Annotated in this window: 18 protein-coding genes and 1 pseudogene; 8 read left to right on the top strand and 11 right to left on the bottom strand. The window is 48.8% G+C overall.

Annotation, left to right across the window (positions count from 1 at the left end; translation table 11 throughout):
- Nucleotides 1-33: 33 nt before the first annotated feature.
- Nucleotides 34-1,305: an urea ABC transporter substrate-binding protein gene (gene urtA, locus OGV85_RS08625; protein WP_061548253.1), complete on the bottom strand. Its 1,272-nt coding sequence runs from the start codon at nt 1,303-1,305 to the stop codon at nt 34-36.
- 486 nt (nt 1,306-1,791) lie between these two features.
- On the opposite strand from urtA, the gene mgtS reads away from it, so the two are divergent.
- A complete protein-coding gene (mgtS, locus tag OGV85_RS08620) occupies nt 1,792-1,887 on the top strand; it encodes a protein MgtS (RefSeq protein WP_003032406.1) in 96 nt (31 codons plus the stop codon).
- A 283-nt stretch (nt 1,888-2,170) separates the two neighbouring features.
- On the opposite strand, the gene OGV85_RS08615 is transcribed toward mgtS, so the two are convergent.
- The 3 genes from OGV85_RS08615 to dcp form a co-directional block, all read right to left on the bottom strand.
- Nucleotides 2,171-3,097, bottom strand: coding sequence for a diguanylate cyclase (locus tag OGV85_RS08615; protein ID WP_003032404.1), 927 nt, complete (start codon nt 3,095-3,097; stop codon nt 2,171-2,173).
- A 197-nt stretch (nt 3,098-3,294) separates the two neighbouring features.
- Nucleotides 3,295-3,513 carry a hypothetical protein gene (locus tag OGV85_RS08610; RefSeq protein WP_061548252.1) on the bottom strand — a complete coding sequence of 73 codons (219 nt, stop codon included), beginning with the start codon at nt 3,511-3,513 and terminating at the stop codon, nt 3,295-3,297.
- A gap of 288 nt (nt 3,514-3,801) precedes the next feature.
- The gene (gene dcp / locus OGV85_RS08605) at nt 3,802-5,847 is read right to left on the bottom strand and encodes a peptidyl-dipeptidase Dcp (protein ID WP_286553416.1); all 2,046 of its coding nucleotides are present in this window, start codon (nt 5,845-5,847) and stop codon (nt 3,802-3,804) included.
- Between the two features lie 137 nt (nt 5,848-5,984).
- Between dcp and ydfG the strand changes: the two genes are divergently transcribed.
- The 3 genes from ydfG (at nt 5,985) to ydfZ (ending at nt 7,887) form a co-directional block, all read left to right on the top strand.
- The gene (ydfG, locus tag OGV85_RS08600; RefSeq protein ID WP_003032398.1) at nt 5,985-6,731 is read left to right on the top strand and encodes a bifunctional NADP-dependent 3-hydroxy acid dehydrogenase/3-hydroxypropionate dehydrogenase YdfG; all 747 of its coding nucleotides are present in this window, start codon (nt 5,985-5,987) and stop codon (nt 6,729-6,731) included.
- Nucleotides 6,732-6,817: 86 nt separating this feature from the next.
- On the top strand, nt 6,818-7,504 hold the full coding sequence (locus OGV85_RS08595; RefSeq protein ID WP_003032396.1) for a GntR family transcriptional regulator: 687 nt from the start codon (nt 6,818-6,820) through the stop codon (nt 7,502-7,504).
- Nucleotides 7,505-7,683: 179 nt separating this feature from the next.
- On the top strand, nt 7,684-7,887 hold the full coding sequence (gene ydfZ, locus OGV85_RS08590; protein ID WP_003032393.1) for a putative selenium delivery protein YdfZ: 204 nt from the start codon (nt 7,684-7,686) through the stop codon (nt 7,885-7,887).
- A 75-nt stretch (nt 7,888-7,962) separates the two neighbouring features.
- Here ydfZ and OGV85_RS08585 read toward each other — a convergent pair whose 3' ends face one another.
- The 5 genes from OGV85_RS08585 to OGV85_RS08565 all read right to left on the bottom strand — a co-directional run bounded on the left by OGV85_RS08585 (nt 7,963) and on the right by OGV85_RS08565 (nt 13,708).
- Nucleotides 7,963-9,429 (bottom strand): mannitol dehydrogenase family protein, encoded by a 1,467-nt coding sequence (locus OGV85_RS08585; protein WP_061548250.1) that lies wholly within the window; start codon nt 9,427-9,429, stop codon nt 7,963-7,965.
- 164 nt (nt 9,430-9,593) lie between these two features.
- Nucleotides 9,594-10,973, bottom strand: coding sequence for an MFS transporter (locus OGV85_RS08580; RefSeq protein WP_057063241.1), 1,380 nt, complete (start codon nt 10,971-10,973; stop codon nt 9,594-9,596).
- 52 nt (nt 10,974-11,025) lie between these two features.
- Nucleotides 11,026-12,045 carry a Zn-dependent oxidoreductase gene (locus OGV85_RS08575; protein ID WP_061548249.1) on the bottom strand — a complete coding sequence of 340 codons (1,020 nt, stop codon included), beginning with the start codon at nt 12,043-12,045 and terminating at the stop codon, nt 11,026-11,028.
- Nucleotides 12,046-12,058: 13 nt separating this feature from the next.
- Complete coding sequence (rspA, locus tag OGV85_RS08570) at nt 12,059-13,273, bottom strand: starvation-sensing protein RspA (RefSeq protein ID WP_003032386.1); 1,215 nt, start codon at nt 13,271-13,273, stop codon at nt 12,059-12,061.
- Between the two features lie 108 nt (nt 13,274-13,381).
- Nucleotides 13,382-13,708 carry a YnfA family protein gene (locus tag OGV85_RS08565; protein ID WP_286553413.1) on the bottom strand — a complete coding sequence of 109 codons (327 nt, stop codon included), beginning with the start codon at nt 13,706-13,708 and terminating at the stop codon, nt 13,382-13,384.
- A gap of 153 nt (nt 13,709-13,861) precedes the next feature.
- Here OGV85_RS08565 and OGV85_RS08560 point away from each other — a divergent pair, with 153 nt between their 5' ends.
- Both OGV85_RS08560 and speG read left to right on the top strand, forming a co-directional pair.
- Entirely contained in the window at nt 13,862-14,203 is a 342-nt protein-coding gene (locus OGV85_RS08560) for a DUF1283 family protein (RefSeq protein WP_003032382.1), read from the top strand.
- A gap of 35 nt (nt 14,204-14,238) precedes the next feature.
- A complete protein-coding gene (speG, locus tag OGV85_RS08555) occupies nt 14,239-14,799 on the top strand; it encodes a spermidine N1-acetyltransferase (RefSeq protein WP_003032379.1) in 561 nt (186 codons plus the stop codon).
- Nucleotides 14,800-14,806: 7 nt separating this feature from the next.
- Here the strand turns inward: speG and OGV85_RS08550 are convergent, their stop codons facing one another.
- Nucleotides 14,807-15,517: a YnfC family lipoprotein gene (locus tag OGV85_RS08550; RefSeq protein ID WP_080971890.1), complete on the bottom strand. Its 711-nt coding sequence runs from the start codon at nt 15,515-15,517 to the stop codon at nt 14,807-14,809.
- A 102-nt stretch (nt 15,518-15,619) separates the two neighbouring features.
- On the opposite strand from OGV85_RS08550, the gene OGV85_RS08545 reads away from it, so the two are divergent.
- Both OGV85_RS08545 and OGV85_RS08540 read left to right on the top strand, forming a co-directional pair.
- Entirely contained in the window at nt 15,620-15,928 is a 309-nt protein-coding gene (locus tag OGV85_RS08545) for a DUF1161 domain-containing protein (protein ID WP_085951541.1), read from the top strand.
- A 148-nt stretch (nt 15,929-16,076) separates the two neighbouring features.
- Nucleotides 16,077-18,050, top strand: a pseudogene (locus OGV85_RS08540) (DMSO/selenate family reductase complex A subunit); the annotation flags it as partial.
- A 6-nt stretch (nt 18,051-18,056) separates the two neighbouring features.
- Here the strand turns inward: OGV85_RS08540 and OGV85_RS08535 are convergent.
- The coding region (locus OGV85_RS08535; protein ID WP_074526864.1) for an IS30-like element IS30 family transposase at nt 18,057-19,154 on the bottom strand (1,098 nt) is incomplete at its 5' end.

Raw genomic sequence — 19,154 nt, 5'->3', positions numbered from 1 at the left:
CAGAGCGTTACCCTCCCGCAGGAGGGCACACGATCAGTTGCTGGCGGTTTTCACAGGCTGTGCAGATTTTTTATCATTACCAGCGATGTACGGACTCCATGGCTGGGCGCGGACTGGCTCATCGGTTTGCCATACCACGTTAAACTGGCCATTGCCCTCAATCTCGCCAATCATGACGGGTTTATGCAGGTGATGGTTGGTCGCATCCATGGTCAGGGTAAAGCCTGATGGCGCAGCGAAGGATTGCCCCGCCATTGCAGCGCGAACTTTATCCACATCAGTCGTTCCGGCTTTTTCTACCGCCTGCGCCCACATATGGAGGCCAACATACGTAGCTTCCATGGGGTCGTTTGTCACCACCGATTCAGCATTTGGTAATTTGTGCGCTTTGGCATACGCCCGGTAATCCGCGACAAACTTCTTGTTGGCAGCGTTATCGACGGACTCAAAGTAGTTCCAGGCTGCAAGGTTGCCCACCAGCGGTTTGGTATCAATACCGCGTAACTCCTCCTCACCCACGGAGAATGCCACCACAGGAACATCGGTGGCTTTCAGGCCCTGGTTGGCCAACTCTTTATAGAATGGAACGTTAGAATCGCCGTTGATGGTTGATACCACCGCCGTTTTCCCCCCTGCGGCGAATTTTTTAATACTGGCGACAATGGTCTGGTAATCGCTGTGTCCGAATGGGGTGTACACCTCTTCGATGTCTTTATCGGCAACTCCTTTTGAGTGCAAAAAGGCGCGTAAAATTTTGTTGGTCGTGCGTGGATAAACATAATCCGTGCCCAGCAGGAAGAAGCGTTTCGCGCTGCCGCCGTCCTCACTCATCAGATACTCAACCGCAGGGATCGCCTGCTGGTTGGGGGCTGCGCCGGTATAGAAGACGTTAGGCGACATCTCCTCACCTTCATATTGCACTGGGTAAAACAGCAGACCGTTCAATTCTTCAAATACTGGTAGAACCGATTTACGCGAAACCGATGTCCAGCAGCCAAACACTGCCGCTACCTTGTCCTGACTCAGCAGCTGCCTTGCTTTTTCAGCAAATAAGGGCCAGTTCGAGGCCGGGTCAACCACCACCGGTTCCAGCTTTTTACCCAACACACCGCCCTGAGCATTAATTTCATCGATGGCCATCAACGCCACATCTTTTAGCGGCGTTTCGGATATGGCCATCGTGCCGGATAAAGAATGCATGATGCCAACCTTGATGGTGTCGGCTGCCTGAACGCTAAAACTCACGCCCATTGCTACAACAGAGGCAGAAAGTGCAAAAGCTTTTAAAAATGTACGACGCTGCATAGTTTCACTCCTGAAATTAAACTTGCTGAAAGCTCCGGTGCAGCCGGGCAGACAAAACGGTGCAAATTAAAGGTGTTCATAAGTGATAAGGCAAAAACGATGCCAGATATTAAAACATCATATAAAATCAATAAATTAGCATCTCGAGCACAAAAATCAGTATTACATTTTCCCACCAAACGGGTTAATCAAAGGAAAAATTGAACCACCATGAGACAACTCTGCATTATAAACGTGCAACAATCTGTGTCAGCAGCACACTGTCATAGCAGCGTCTCAGGGTTTAAAAACAGGATTATTTGTGCGCAGATAAATGTGTCTCGTCACTATTATTTATTTTATTCGACGTGATCATGTCAAAAATTTACTTTTCAGCCGAAATAATCACACAGTTCAGCCTTTGTTTAAGATTGAATTGCTACTATAGTCATAAGCGAGGTGAACTTAAGGTAAGAGAGGAAACTCACAGATAAAGGAGCATTTACTATGCTGGGTAATATGAATATTTTTATGGCTGTTCTGGGAATTATTTTATTTTCCGGTTTCCTGGCCGCGTATTTTAGCCACAGATGGGATGATTGATGAACGGAGATAGTCCTGCACCGACCCGGCCCCTTGTTGCGTAGCTGCACAAGGGGCCATTTTTTTGCCCAAATCGCGCTCGTGGTACCTTTTTCCTGATTTACAGATAAAAAAAACCGCCGGATAAACCAGCGGTAAATGCTTGCATGGATAGATTTGTGTTTTGCTTTTATACGCTATCTGGCAATTCCCTGCGAAGATAACGGATAGTCAGCTAACCTATCATCAACAACCCCAATGAAAGTTAAACGAAACGCAACTACCTCAAAGCGTTTTCGAAAACTCACGCACTGAGGGGATACGAGGTCCCGTCATTGGTGTCCACCAACGCGATCTGCTCATTTTCATCCATAAACATACAGCGATTTCTGCCGGTCTGTTTCCCCTGATACATCGCCCTGTCAGCCCGACCAAGCGCGGTATCCAGCGTTTCACCCGGTTGGACTCGGGTTATGCCTGCCGTCACCGTGATACCGATCTCTCCATCAGCGTAGGGAATTTTTTTCTGCCCAATCAGACGACAAAGTCTCAAACCCGCCTGGCATGCCTGCTCGTCCGTTTTTGTTCTGATGATGATAATGAACTCTTCTCCACCGTAGCGGTACGCCACCTCATCATATCGCGTCCATGACAATAAATTTGATGCCAGAGCCCGCAATACAATGTCACCAACCAAATGGCCGTAGGTATCGTTAACGTATTTAAAACGATCGATATCTAACAACAATATATAGAGATTAAGCGGTTCGGCATCGAGCAACTGCCGATCAAAAGACTCATCGAGCATTCTTCTGCCAGGTAAACCTGTTAATACATCGATATTACTGCGGATATTCAATAAATATATTTTGTAGTCCATTACAGATGAGGTAAATGCCAGCAGCGCGTCCTGGAAACTGTCGAAATGCCATGGATGGCTACGTTTCTCCACTATAGCCAATAGCAACTCCTTGCCTAATAAATGCATCTTTTCGTGGGTGGCATTTATCTTGCTTACGTAACTACAATCATCCTCATTGTACCGCGATTGATTATTAAGCCACTGTCCAAATCGACAAACACAATGCGAATTTTCACCCATAATATCCGGCTGAGTAACATCTAAAGACACCACGCAGCGGAACATTGTCACTAACCATTTGTAGTGGGCATCAATGGACTTGTTCAACTCAATCAAAATTGTATCTATTTCCTTCGTATTTCTCATCATCACGTTCTCCCTCCCTGTTCGAGCGTTTCTGATGGAATTATCTTAACGATAAAAAAGAAAATTTATGTAAATTTTTTAATAGTAATTAATAAGCCGCGATTAACAATAGCATTGCGCTATGCCACTGGTCGCGGCATAGCGAGTATCGCCGACTCAGTTCATACCTGGCTCAAATTGGTCGCGGTTCATTGAGCCTTTTATTTTCGCGGATAGATAAAAACCGATAAGAAAGCTGATGTGTATGCCTTAAGCTTTTTATAGCTATGAATATCCAGTGTCAGTGATGCTACCGTCAGAGTTGTTACGGTCAGGATAAAAATTACAATATCCTCTGCTGTCGCCAGTGGCCAATTCTCAAAGTAGGTTTGCAGACTGTTAAAGACGATTTTATCAACAAGTTCTGTACGTTCAGGCATGTTTAAGACCTCTATGAAGTTCAACGTTTTGGAACAATGATTGTCGCACAGAGTAAAAGTAACTTTTTCCGGTAAGGACGTTAAATTGCAGGGTTCTTTTCTTAGATAATTCAAATAAACGGGCATCACATCCGGTTGTTGATGCGCGAAGCGACAGTAAGCAGTAGGCCGGATGGCGCTTCGCTATCCGGCCTACTGCGTAATTCCCTTTTCATCACAATGATGAATTTATCGGCATCATTATGATTAACTAAGCTGAATTGAGGACTTTCCCCCTCTGAACAAACCTTACGCGCTCAAACCACGATGTTCCAGCATCGGCTCCATTTTTGGATCTCGTCCGCTCCACTGACGATAGAGTTCAGCTAAATCAGTGCTATTTCCGCGGGACAAAATCGCTTCGCGGAATTTCTGCCCGTTTTCACGAGTTAATCCGCCCTGCTCTACAAACCACTGATAGCCGTCATCGGCCAGCATTTGCGTCCACAGATAGGCGTAATAACCCGCGGCATAACCGCCGCCGAAGATATGGGCAAAATAACTGCTGCGATATCGTGGCGGCACGGCCTTGAGATCCAAACCTTCTGCTGCCAGCGCCTGTTGTTCAAATTGATCGACCGAAAGAGATAACGCGCTATTTTCCAGACCGTGCCAGCGCATATCCAGCAATGCAGCACTGAGCAGTTCGGTCATGTCGTAACCTTTGTTAAACAGGCTGGCCTGCTGCATTTTATCTCGCAACGCCTGCGGCATTTGCTCCCCAGTAACAACATGACGAGCAAAACGGGCAAAGACCTGCGGATGACTCGCCCAGTGTTCGTTAATCTGCGAAGGAAATTCAACAAAATCACGCGGAGTGTTGGTCCCTGAAAGCGTGGCGTAACGCTGAGTGGCGAACAGACCGTGCAACGTGTGCCCAAACTCATGAAATAACGTAATAACATCATCCCACAATAACAATGCAGGCTGACCTTTTGCCGGTTTTTGATAATTACACACGTTGTAAATAACCGGCCGGGTTTCATTGAGTTGCGATTGCTCAACAAAATTGCCCATCCAGGCACCACCGCTTTTCGATTCCCGGGCAAAGAAATCGCCGTAAAATAACGCCAGACCTACGCCATCGTGATCAAATATTTCCCATACCCTAACATCCGGGTGATAAACAGGAATGTCAAACCGTTCTATAAATTTTATGCCAAAGAGTTGATTGGCCGTCCAGAAAACGCCCTCGTTCAGCACCGTAACAAGGGCAAAGTAAGGTTTGAGCTGCGCCTCATCCAGAGCATATTTCTCACGACGAACCTGCTCAGCATAAAATGCCCAGTCCCAGGCCTCGACGTTAAATTGCCCCTGTTCGTGATTGATAACATTCTGGATTTCGGCCTGTTCATCTAGTGCCCGAGCTCGCGCGGCAGGAACAATCGCCCGCATGAAATTCAGTGCAGCTTCCGGTGTTTTTGCCATCTGGTCGGCAATTTTCCATGCAGCGTAATTGGCAAAACCGAGTAGTTTCGCCTGCTGCATCCGGATCTCGACCAGTCGCTGAATAATAGCCCGAGTATCGTTAGCGTCATTGTTTTCTGCTCTCTTCCATGCGCGGGTGAACAGACTTTCACGTGTATGGCGATCGCGTAACGCCGCAAGCGCCGGTTGCTGAGTCGTGTTCAATAGCGGGATAACCCAACGCGCGTCGAGCCCTTTCTCCCTTGCAGCTTCAGCGGCAACGGCAATTTCCTCAGCGCTGAGTCCCTCCAGGTAACGTGCATCATCCACCACCAGAGCAGCAGACTTGTTCGCTGCCAGCAGCCGTTGGTTAAACTGGCTGGTCAGCGTGGCGGACTCTGTATTGAGCGCTTTAAGGTTCGCTTTATCAGTCTCATTCAGACATGCGCCGGCCAGTACAAAACGCTGGTGGATGACCTCCAGCAAGCGTAATGATTCGCTTTCCAGCCCCAGAGAACCTCGCCGTTGCCAGACAGCTTCAACGCGTGAAAAGAGTGCTTCATTGAGATAGATATCATTGGCAAGGCTCGCCAGTTCTGCGGAAAACTCTTCGTCAAGGTGCTGTAGTTCATCGTTGGTGTGCGCCGCCGTCATCGCGAAGAAAACGCTGGTTACGCGTGTCAACAAAACGCCGCTTTGTTCAAGCGCCAGCAACGTATTGGCAAAATCAGGGGCTAGCGGGTTTTGCACAATCGCCTCGATCTCTGCACGTTTTTGCCGCACGCCTTCATCGAACGCTGGGCGATAGTGCTGCACCTCTATCTGATCAAACTGCGGGGCCTGATACGGCAACGTGCTGTGACGTAAAAAAGGATTCGTTAACGACATTTTTCACTCCTGAAAACGATTTGTTTACCAGAGTAGACTTCACAGGAATCAACCGCAATCGCGTTACGCAGGAATAGCTCTGAACGGAAATGACGTGCTATGGTAGTACTACATAAAAAGCGTTGAGGAACAGTGAGATGATCGTTTTAGTAACCGGAGCAACCGCAGGTTTTGGTGAGTGCATTACGCGTCGTTTTATTGAGAATGGGCATAAAGTTATTGCCACCGGACGCCGCCAGGAGCGCCTGCAGGAACTGAAAGAGGAATTGGGTGACCGCCTCTATACCGCGCAACTGGACGTACGTAATCGTGCATCAATTGAAGAGATGCTGGACGCCCTCCCTGCTGAATGGCGCAATATTGATGTTCTGGTCAACAACGCAGGTCTGGCGCTGGGCCTTGAGCCTGCCCATAAGGCCAGCGTTGAAGACTGGGAAAATATGATCGACACCAACAACAAGGGGCTGGTTTATATGACCCGTGCCGTTCTGCCAGGCATGGTTGAACGCAACCGCGGTCATATTATCAATATCGGTTCTACAGCGGGCAGTTGGCCATACGCTGGCGGTAACGTCTACGGTGCGACCAAAGCATTTGTTCGCCAGTTTAGCCTGAATTTACGTACTGATTTACACGGCACTGCCATTCGCGTTACCGACATCGAACCGGGTCTGGTTGGCGGTACGGAATTCTCTAATGTCCGTTTCAAAGGTGATGATGCCAAAGCTGAAAAAGCCTACGAAAATACCACGGCGCTGACCCCGCAAGATGTCACAGAAGCGGTATGGTGGGTGGCTTCTTTACCGGCTCATGTCAATATCAACACCCTTGAAATGATGCCTGTCACACAGTCTTTTGCCGGGCTGAGTATTCATCGGAGCTAATTTATCTGCCCGGCCTTGCGCCGGGTATAGATAGCCTGAAAGAAGTGATAAAATAACTGGGTTAACTCTCTAAAAAGTAAGAATGAATGACCGTAGAAACGCAGCTCAACCCTACACAGCCAGTAAATCAACAGATTTACCGTATTCTTCGCCGTGATATCGTGCATTGTCTGATCGCACCCGGTACACCGCTGTCTGAGAAAGAGGTTTCCGTACGCTTTAATGTGTCACGCCAGCCGGTACGAGAAGCATTCATCAAACTGGCAGAAAACGGTCTGATTCAGATCCGCCCACAGCGTGGCAGCTATGTGAACAAGATTTCGCTGTCGCAGGTGCAAAATGGTTGTTTTGTCCGCCAGGCGATTGAATGTGCCGTGGTACGCCGCGCCGCATCGCTGATCAACGACCAGCAGTGCTATCAGCTTGAACAAAATTTGCATCAGCAGCGCATCGCAATTGACCGAAAACAGATCAATGATTTCTTCCAGCTTGATGATGAGTTTCATCAGAAACTGGCTTTAATCGCCGAGTGCCAACTCGCCTGGGATACCGTTGAGAATATAAAGGCTACAATTGACCGCGTTCGTTATATGAGCCTGGATCATATTTCCCCGCCTGAAATGCTGTTACGCCAGCATCACGATATCTTTGCCGCCCTTGAGAAACATGATGGCGATGCGGTCGAGCGCGCAATGATGCTCCATCTCCAGGAAATTGGTGAGTCCGTTCAGCTTATTCGTCAGGAAAATAGCGACTGGTTCAGTGAAGATTAATACTACGCTCGCCTCACACCGGGGTGAGTTTCTCCTCTCCTTCATAACTGCATAAAAAAAGCTGTGATTTTGATCGAAAACAAAAAAAATCCTTAACGAGAAGCGTATTTATATTGCGCCCGTTACGTGGGACTAAAAGCCCACGGGCTTTGACGGTAAGTTGGAAAGGAGAAAACACCATGAAAACATACGATCGTAACCGTAACGCAATCACCACTGGCAGCCGCGTCATGATCAGCGACACCGGGCTCACAGGCCGCATTACAGCGATAGATACCGATGGCCTGACCGCTGAGCAGATTCGCCGCGGAAAAACAGTGGAAATCGAAGGGTGTGAAGGCAAATATGCCCCCCTCGAGCTGATTCGTTTAGGCATGAACTAATTGGTGTGAATGCCAGAAAACACAGCGCCATCTGGCCCTTTGAAAGCCAGATGGCGACATAAAGCATAATCTTCGTTACTTCAGTTTTGCTGCATGCTTCGCAACCGTCGCCTTCGCCCCTTCAGCCAGTAAAGCAAGATATGCTTGTGTAACCTGGTTTTTGAACACTTCAACCTGCGGCAGTTCACGACCAAAGATTGCATCGATCGCCAGCAGCGCCCGAACGCGCTCTTCGCCCTCGTTACTGCTACGCACCGCATTCTGGATCACGGGCAACAGCGGATCGCTAATTTCAATCGCCTGGCCTTGCTCATCCACACCGCCGACGTAGCGCATCCAGCCCGCCACACCCAGCGCCAGTAAATCAAAGTGACTGCCGTTTACAATGTGCCAACGAACGGAATCAAGCATACGCTGCGGCAATTTTTGGCTTCCGTCCATAGCGATCTGCCAGGTACGATGACGCAGTGCCGGGTTGCTGTAACGCTCAATTAACAGATCGGCATAACGCTGTAGATCAACACCTTTTACTTTCAGCGTGGGTGCTTGTTCCTGCAACATCAGCGCACGAGCAGCAAGACGATAGTTTTCATCGTCCATACAATCATTAATGTGTTGATAACCGGCCAGATAACCAAGATAAGCCAGGAAAGAGTGGCTGCCGTTGAGCATGCGCAGTTTCATCTCTTCAAACGGAATGACATCTGCCACCAGCTCCGCTCCTGCCTTCTCCCATTCAGGGCGACCGGAAACAAAGTTATCTTCGATAACCCACTGACGGAAAGGCTCACATGCCACACCTGCCGGGTCGCGTACGCCAGTGATGTGTTCAATTTTGTCCAGAGTCTCTGGGGTAACTGCCGGGACAATTCGGTCAACCATTGTCGACGGGAACGTCACATGTTGTTCGATCCACGCAGCCAGTTCTTCATCCACCGCTCTGGCATACGCGGTGACAACATTACGCATTACATGACCGTTTTCAGGCATGTTGTCGCAGGACATCACAGTAAAGGCGGCTAAACCTGCCGCTTTGCGGCGTGCCAAAGCCTCAACCACTACGCCTGGCGCAGTTTTTGGCTGTTTTGGGTTTTGCAGATCGGCGGCAATCATTGGATTGTCTAACATCAGTTCACCGGTCGCCGGGGAATGGCAGTATCCTTTCTCCGTTATGGTCAGGGAAACGATCGCGACTTGTGGTTCACACATCGCTGCCAGTACGCTTTCCAGACCATCAACCTGTGCATGCAATGCATTTTTCACCACGCCCACGACTCTCGCAGTCCAGGCATCAGCAGACATCTCTGCAACGGTATACAGATTATCTTGCTGTTTCAGATCGAAAATCTGCTGCTCGCCGCCAATCAGATTCACTTCGCAGTAGCCCCAGTCACTGCCGTGGTCTGCAGCCAAAATGTCAGCGTAAACCCCCTGATGTGCGCGGTGAAACGCGCCAAACCCCAGATGAACAATACGCGGAACCAGTTTTGTACGATCGTAGTCAGGAAGTGCAGCCTTTGCCGCTAAGAGCTTGTTTTGCATGGTATGGCCTACTTATAAATGAAATCAGGACTGTTCCAGAGTAACGCCTGTATGGTTGTATGTTTTGATTTGCATTAAGCTTTTTATGATTGGTATGACATCATATAAAGGTGTGTAATAGCATGGACAGCGTATGAGACATCCGTCCATGCTAGTGTCTGGTATCAGTTTGTCTGAGTCACCGAGCAACGAACCTTCTCGGCTTTATTCACCTCGGCAGCATCCTCAAGCACGCTCAGGTCGCGATCTTTCACTTCTGGCATCAGCAACGCGGAAATCAGACCGATCAGTGAGTAGGCGATGACCATCACCAGAATTGGCCACCAGGAATTGGTCATGTTGCAGAAAATACCCGCCAGAACCGGACCAAAACCAACGGCAACTAACCCGCCCGCCTCTTTTGAAATCGCCATTCGCGTAAACCGGTTACGGGCACCGAACATTTCCGCCATAGTAATATTTTCGAGAGCAAATAATCCCAATACGGCAAAGTTATGAATAACAATCAGTGCCGTCATAATGACACCCGGGCTATACGTTTTATCCACTACAATTGACAACATCGGGTAAGCCAAAATAATTGCCGAGATATTCAGGATAATATAAGGCAAACGACGACCAAATTTATCAGACAACCAACCAAGCAACGGTATTGTAATAAAGCCCAGTACCGAACTGATCATTAAGGCATCAGTGGGGATAGATTTATCAAATAACAGCGTTTGCACTAAATAACCGGCAAGGAAGGTTTGGATTAACCCTGAGTTACCCGCCTGTCCAAAACGTAGGCCGGTTGCCAGCCAGAAAGATTTACTGGTAAACATCGCCCCCAGCGTGTTTTCTGACGAATTATTTAATGCCGGAGCGTTTTCTTCATCATTCACTTTCTCAAATACCGGGCTTTCTTTGAGATTCATACGTAACCAGATGGCAAAGATCATCACCACGACACTCGCCAGGAACGGAATACGCCAACCCCAGGCTAATAACTCCTCACGGTCGAGAACAAAGAACATCACTGCCCAGATGGCCGTTGCGCTAAGGGTTCCACAGTTGGTTCCCATGGCAACAAGTGAGGAAATAATGCCACGTTTACCTTTTGGCGCGTACTCAGCAAGCATCGTGCCTGCGCCGGAGATTTCAGCCCCTGCACCAAGCCCTTGCACGATACGCAGCGTCACCAGCAGAACAGGCGCAAAGATACCAATTTGTGCATATGTTGGTAGCACGCCAATTAAGGTCGTACAAATTCCCATCATGGTGATGGTAATAAACAGCACTTTTTTACGCCCAATGCTGTCACCCATTTTGCCAAATATAAATGCGCCAACGATACGAGCAATATATCCTGCACCGTATGTACCCATCGCTAAAATAAGCGCCATGGCGGCAGACTGTTCCGGGAAAAATATTTCATGGAATACCAGTGCGGCACCCAGAGAATATAACTGAAAATCCATAAATTCGAGCGCAGTACCCAACCATCCGGATACGGCAGCTCTGACCAGATCTTTCGTGGACCTTTCGTGTTTTTCTTGATTCATATTGGCTATCTCTAAGAGGTAAGATGCGTACCACTTACTCGCAGTTTTTATATTATTCAGTGAATGTGAGTAAGACTTTGCAGCAGTGCTGCTGATCTTTCTCAAACAATTCAATTGCGTCTGTAACGTGGTGATAGTCAAAAGTGTGAGTAATAAGTTGATTAGGATCGATGAGTCCATTGACCAACCAGTCAATCACAACCGGGAATTTGTTCGCATTTAATCTTGAGGAATAAATGGACAGTTCTTTACCGGTAATACCTTGTTGAATAATCTGACAAGGATCGCTGGAGAAGCCCATCAGAACAATTCGCGCGGCTGGCGATGCCAGCGTGATAGCCTCCTGTAAAATGGATGGATGGCAAGCTGCATCCACGATGAGGGTCGGTTTTAGCCCGTTTTCTACCAGAAACTCTTGCAACGAGTGCTGACTATTATTGATGGCCCAGTCTGCACCACACTGCTTCGCCATGGCCAGGCGTTCATCGATTCTGTCAGCAATCACTACGGTTTTAACCTTATAGACACGCTTAAGCGCCTGTACAGTGGTCAGTCCCATAGGCCCTGCGCCATAAATCAGCGCAATATCGTTTTCTGTCGGATTAATTTGCCCGGTTACATTTGCGGCGATGGTAAATGGTTCGACCATAACGGCATGCTCATCCGGCACAGTATCGGGGATCGTCCAGGCGTTTTTCGCCGGCACGACAGCGTACTCGCTGAAACCGCCATCGCGATGTACGCCCAGCACCACCAGCGATGTACAAACGTTAGGTTTACCAATGGAACAGGGATAACAATGTCCACAGCTGATGACCGGATCAACGGACACCCGCTCGCCTATTCGCGAATGGTCAACGCCGTCACCTACCGCCTCGATCACACCATAAAACTCGTGGCCAATTACGCGCGGGTATTGTGCAAATGGATTATGACCGCGGTAAATATGGCTGTCTGAACCACAAATTCCCGCCAGTTTCACTTTTACCCTGACCTCACCTGCTGAGGGTTCTGGCACCGGTCGTTCGGCGATAATCAGCGTATTCGGTTTTTCAATCACGATACTTTTCATAGCAAATCACTCCTTACCAGTTCCACAGCGTGCCATCTTCCAGGCGAGCAACAGGCAGATATGCAGGGTCATACGGATATTTCGCCGCCAGTTTTTCGTCAAACTCGATCCCAAGGCCGGGTTTGTCTCCTGGGTGCATATAGCCGTTATCAAATGTCCAGTTATGTGGGAACACTTCCAGCATCTGCTCGGAATAGCCCATATATTCCTGTACGCCGAAGTTCGGTACCCACAGATCAAAATGCAGCGCGGCGGCCATGCACACAGGCGATAGATCGGAAGGTCCATGTGAACCGGTACGTACCTGATACAGCGACGCGAAATCAGCAATCCGGCGCATACCGGTGATACCACCCGCATGGGTGATGGTGGTGCGGATATAGTCGATCAGTTGTTCTTCAATAAGCTGTTTACAGTCCCAGATGCTGTTGAACACTTCCCCTACCGCAATCGGCGTGACCGTATGCTGGCGGATCAGGCGGAAGCACTCCTGGTTTTCTGCTGGGGTAGGGTCTTCCATCCAGAACAGACGATATTGCTCAATGCTTTTGCCAAAACGGGCCGCTTCAATTGGCGTCAGACGGTGATGCATGTCGTGCAGAAGATGTTCGTTGAAACCGAATTTATCGCGCACGGCTTCAAACAGTTTTGGCGTGAAATCGAGGTATTTCTCCGTTGACCACAACTGCTCTTCCGGCCATTGCCCTTTGGTGGCAGGTTCGTAAGCCAATCCTTTGCCTTTAGACATACCGTAAGTGGTTTTCATGCCCGGTACGCCACACTGTACGCGAATCGCTTTAAAACCCATTTCTTTATGACGCGCATAATCTTCCAGTACGTCATCAACGGTATGGCCTGTGGTGTGGCAATAAACCATAACTCCTTCACGAGAAGCACCGCCGAGTAACTGGTACAACGGCATATTGGCTGCTTTCGCTTTGATGTCCCACAATGCCATATCCACTGCGGAAATCGCCGACATGGTGACCGGCCCACGACGCCAGTACGCGCCTTTGTAGAAAAACTGCCAGATATCCTCAATACGATGCGCATCGCGACCAATAAGCTGCGGACACACGTGATCTTTCAGATACGACGCCACGGACAGCTCGCGTCCATTTAACGTGGCATCTCCCAGCCCGGTGATCCCATCTTCTGTCGTAATTTTCAACGTCACAAAATTACGCCCAGGACAGGTAACAAAAACATCAGCCCCAACAATCTTCATTTCTTATTCCCTACATCTGTTCTTGTGATGCAGGAAATTTACTCAACTGAGCTACTACCATACAAGTATAAAGATCAAAAAAGCACTGCTTGATCACAAAAAAAGGCGCTATGCGCGCCCCCATCCAGCCACAATGATCAACATGCCGCACAACGCCACCAGCGCGCCATACCAGTCATACAAACTGAGTTTTACACCATCGACAATGCGTAGCCATAACAGCGCGGTCACCACGTAAACACCGCCATAGGCTGCGTATACACGCCCGCTGGCTGCCGGATGCAGTGTCAGCAACCAGACGAATAAAGCCAGTGACACCCCCGCGGGTATCAGTAACCAGGCTGTAGCCCCTCGCTTAAGCCAAAGCCAGGGTAAAAAGCAGCCAATGATTTCGCATAACGCGGTGACGAAAAAAAGAAATGTGGTCTTAAGCATTGATGTTATTCAGTTACCTTCGGTTTAACTATGATACGACAGAATCTCGTTAGCGTATCCATATCCACCGGGTGGGTATGCCCGCAAACCGGAATAGTGTAGAATTTAACCCTGTTTTATCGTTTTTACCCTTTCCCATAAAAGGAATTCGCCATGAAAATTACACTGACCAAACGCCTGTGCCTGACGGCTATGCTGACGCTGGCTGCGGCTGTGTACACCTCTTCCGCATTTGCTGAAACCAGTAAACTGGTCATTGAATCCGGGGACAGTGCGCAAAGTCGTCAACAAGCAGCAATGGAAAAGGAACAATGGAACGATACGCGTCAGCTTCGCCAGAAAGTCAACAAACGTGCAGAGAAAGAGTGGGACAAAGCCGATACAGCCTTTGATAGCCGTGATAAATGCGAACAGAGCGCTAATATTAATGCGTACTGGGAACCTAACACATTGCGCTGCCTTGACCGCCGTACTGGCCGCACCGTTGCCCCATAATCATTGCACTTTGAAGGATATTGAAAGGATACGATATGACTAGCGCCCTCAGTGTTAAGTTGCGCCCGCTGGAGCGTGAAGATTTACGATTCGTCCATCAGCTTGATAATAACGCCAGCGTAATGCGTTACTGGTTTGAAGAACCTTACGAAGCGTTTGTTGAGCTGTCAGACCTGTATGACAAACACATTCACGACCAAAGCGAACGTCGCTTTGTGGTGGAATGCGACGGTGAAAAAGCCGGACTCGTGGAACTGGTTGAAATTAACCATGTGCACCGACGGGCGGAATTCCAGATCATTATTTCCCCTGATTATCAGGGCAAAGGTCTGGCTTCCCGGGCTGCTAAGCTGGCGATGGATTACGGCTTTACCGTACTCAATTTATATAAGCTGTATCTGATCGTTGATAAAGAGAACGAAAAAGCTATCCACATCTACCGTAAACTTGGCTTTATGGTCGAAGGCGAGCTGATTCATGAATTCTTTATCAACGGCCAATACCGCAACACTATCCGTATGTGTATCTTCCAGCAGCAGTATCTGGCAGAACACAAAACGTCAGGTCCAAACCTGCTGCAACCTACAGCTCAATAAAGCCTGACTAATAGTACGCGATGGTGTTTTCAATTGAGTAATGGTGTTCAACTGCCGGCTTCACGCTCTCGTCAACGATAACGAGCTGGCAGTTGACCGGATTTGCGTATTCATCGTATTTGCACGTTTGTTTGACGTGGCCTACCGGATGATTGTTGAGCAGGCTCACCGCGGTGTAATCCAGCTTCTTCAACGGGTCGACCGACGGTTTGGCATCAACCTGTAAGGTATTGTCCTTATTGACGGTTGTTTTACCCAGCGGGTAGCCTTCCGCATCATAGCGATATTCCACCTTCATCTCTTTCCCCGTGGCAGAAACGACAAAACCGTTATCGTCGGTATCCCACACCACTCCTGCCGCAGGCAGTTCCGCCAGTTGGCATTTGCCCTGTAAACGGATCCGTTTTTCCAGCGTTTCGGCATCCCGGTAGTAGTTTGCATCCAGGACCAGCGCCATACCGGTATTGTTTTCAATATCGTGCAGTTCAAGCGTATCGAAACAACCTTCCTGTGACAGCGTACCAACGACACGCTTAGTAACCTCACCTTTATCATTGAGCAGCGTCTGGCTGAAATCTTTCACCGGCCCACGCAGCGGGTCGAAATCAAATTCATTGGAAAAACTGGCCATTTCCGGCGTAAAGGAAACCAGCCCTTTGGCGTTATCACACCCAACCAGCACGACGCACAGGAAACCTAACAGGGTCTGTTTCTTCACATTTTTCACCGGGATAAGAAGATAATTCTCAATCATATTAGCAAATACAGTTATTTACACCAGAAATGCTAATCTTAGTTTAAGTCGATCATAAAAGAGCTGATGATGAAATACATACCAGGAATTGCCGCGATCATATTGGTAGTCGCTTCCCCGCAGGTTCTGGCGGCACCCGCGTCATGCGAACGCGTAAAAAGCGATATCGAACAGCGCATCATCAATAATGGTGTTGCTGAATCCAGCTTCACGCTGAATATTGTCCCCAACGATCAGGCCGATCAACCTGACTCACTGGTAGTCGGACATTGTGCAAATGATACGCACAAAATTCTCTATACCCGGACCAACAGCGGCAACGCCCCCGCCAATAGCACATCTGCACAAGACGGACACGTCGCCGAACCGCAATAAATCTCACCCTCCGTGCGCGGAGGGTTACTCCAGTTTGATATGCATTAAGATGACATACTCATAAATGGGTAAACTCACTCCATTATTAGCATGCTATTAATTTCGCTGTAGAGATTAATATATAGCGATAACTATAATGGAGTGAGTTATGTCTGATATTGAGCAATATGGAGGCATCAGCCGCAGGACGTTAGTGAAATCCTCGGCTATCGGTTCGCTGGCGCTTGCCGCAGGCGGGCTGTCATTACCTTTTGGAATGCGCACCGCCGCCGCTGCGGTACAACAGGCGATACAACCGGCTGAAGAGAAAGTGGTTTGGGGCGCGTGTTCCGTAAACTGCGGCAGCCGTTGTGCCCTGCAACTCCACGTCAAAGATGACGAAGTCGTATGGGTGGAGTCCGATACGACCGGAGACGATCTTTATGGTCAGCACCAGGTTCGTGCCTGTCTGCGTGGGCGTTCAATCCGCCGACGGATCAATCATCCGGATCGCCTGAATTATCCGATGAAGCGCGTAGGCAAACGTGGTGAGGGAAAATTCGAACGTATAACCTGGCAGGAAGCGCTGGATACCATCAGTGACAGTTTAAAAAATACCGTGGAGAAATACGGTAATGAAGCTGTTTATATTAATTACACCTCAGGCATTGTAGGCGGCAACATTACGCGCTCCTCTCCTTACGCCTCGCTGGTCGCTCGCCTGATGAACTGCTATGGCGGTTTCCTGAGCCATTACGGCACTTACAGCACCGCACAAATCGCGGCAGCAATGCCTTATACCTACGGCTCAAATGACGGCAACAGCACATCCGACATCGAAAACACGAAACTGGTAGTAATGTTTGGCAATAATCCTGCCGAAACGCGCATGAGCGGCGGCGGAATAACGTACTTCCTTGAGCAGGCCCGGGAGCGATCTAATGCCCGGATGATCGTCATTGATCCGCGCTATACCGATACCGCTGCGGGTCGTGAAGATGAGTGGATCCCTATCCGCCCAGGAACCGATGCCGCACTCGTGGCGGGACTTGCCTGGGTTATGATTAACGAAAATCTTGTCGACCAGGCGTTCCTCGACACATATTGCATTGGTTATGACGAGAAAACCCTACCCGCCGACGCCCCCGCTAACGGACATTACAAGGCCTATATACTTGGCAACGGCGATGACGGTATCGCTAAAACGCCCAAATGGGCCTCGCATGTCACCGGGATCCCCGCCGATCGCATTATCAAACTGGCTCGGGAAATCGGCAGCACAAAACCGGCATATATTTGTCAGGGTTGGGGTCCGCAACGTCAGGCTAACGGCGAACTGACCTCACGCGCGATCGCGATGTTGCCTATCCTGACCGGCAACGTTGGCATCAACGGCGGCAATAGCGGTGCACGAGAATCAACCTACACCATCACGATTGAACGCATGCCGCTGCCGGAGAATCCCATCAAGACCCAGATATCCTGCTTTAGCTGGACCGACGCCATCGCTCGTGGCCCGGAAATGACCGCAACCCGCGATGGCGTGCGCGGGAAAGATAAGCTCGATGTACCGATTAAATTTATCTGGAACTACGCGGGCAACACCATTACTAATCAGCACTCAGATATCAATAAAACGCATGAGATCCTTCAGGATGATACGAAATGCGAAATGATAGTGGTCATCGAAAACTTCATGACATCCTCGGCCAAATATGCCGATATTCTGCTGCCGGACCTAATGACCGTCGAACAGGAAGACATTATTCCTAACGACTATGCGGGCAACATGGGATACCTCATTTTTATTCAACCCGCGACGTCACCGAAGTTCGAGCGTAAACCGATCTACTGGATAATGAGCGAAGTCGCCAAACGCCTTGGCAATGATATCTATCAACGCTTTACGGAGGGCCGTACTCAGGAACAGTGGCTCCAGTATTTGTATGCAAAAATGCTGGCCAAAGACCCCGCGCTGCCTTCCTATGACGAGCTGAAAAAAATGGGGATCTATAAACGTAAAGACCCTAACGGGCATTTTGTCGCTTATAAAAAATTCCGCGACGATCCGCAGGCCAATCCGCTCAAAACACCGTCCGGAAAGATTGAAATTTATTCCAGTCGACTGGCGAAAATAGCCAGTGTAGATTCAATCTGTCAATGCAACACCCCTTTCAATTATCTCTTTCGGTGTTTTGAACTTCAGTGTCTTTCTCGGTCTGTTGTTTAGCTGAGCAGCAACCAGATCTAGTTCATGTTGAGTATATTGGGCAAGACATGTCTTTTTAGGAAAGTACTGCCGAATTAGCCCATTTGTGTTCTCATTTGTTCCCCGCTGCCAAGGACTCTGAGGATCGCAGAAGTAAACTTTAACGCCGGTGCTGACAGTAAATTCTAGATGTCTGGCCAGTTCCATTCCTCTGTCCCATGTCAGTGATTTTCTGAGTTCTGACGGTAAACTCAGGAATTTGTCGGTAAGAGCCTGATTTACTGAGACAGAATCTTTGCCCCTGAGTCTAAGGATGATCGTATAACGTGATTTTCGGTCTACAAGTGTGGCTATATGAGAGTTTTTTGTACCTGAGACTAAATCGCCCTCCCAATGCCCCAGAGAGCGTCTGTTATCGATATTTCGGGAACGTTCGTGAATTGGTGTTCCGTTCACTATGTTAATCGTACCTCTTTCGCCTTTGCGGGTATGACGCCTGCCATGGCGAAGGCTATGCGACCGTCGCAGATGCTGTATATTCAGGTGGTGTAGCGCTTCACGGCTACGAAAGTACAGCGTTTTATAAATTGTCTCAGGTGATATTCGCAGCGTTTTTTGACGTGGTTTTGTTCGCCTTAACCATCCTGATATTTGCTCTGGAGACCATTTCATCTCCAGCTTTTCCAGAACAAGCTTTCGCAATGGTAAATTTTGATCCAGTAAGCACGGTTTTGGCCTTTTCGCCATTCTGTTGGCTCGGTTATTAGCATCAACAGCTTTGTAATAGCGTCTGCCCCGATTACGCTGAACTTCACGTGAGATCGTCGAAGGACTGCGATTCAGCGCAGTAGCTATCGCACGAATGCTCATTTTGGCTGACAAACCAGCTCGTATCTCCTCGCGCTCAGACAGTGTCAGGTGAGCTACAGCCCGCTTACGCTCATGGGGTTTTATGCCGCCAGTATCCCTTAACATAGTGAAGATCGTTCCGGGTTTTGAACCCAGGATATTCGCTATTTCACTGAAGCCTGTTCCGTT

The organism is Citrobacter sp. Cf132 (assembly GCF_030333885.1).
GTDB lineage: Bacteria > Pseudomonadota > Gammaproteobacteria > Enterobacterales > Enterobacteriaceae > Citrobacter > Citrobacter freundii.
The sequence above is the reverse complement of the archived record's forward strand: the minus strand, read 5'-3'. Positions and strand labels throughout refer to the sequence as shown.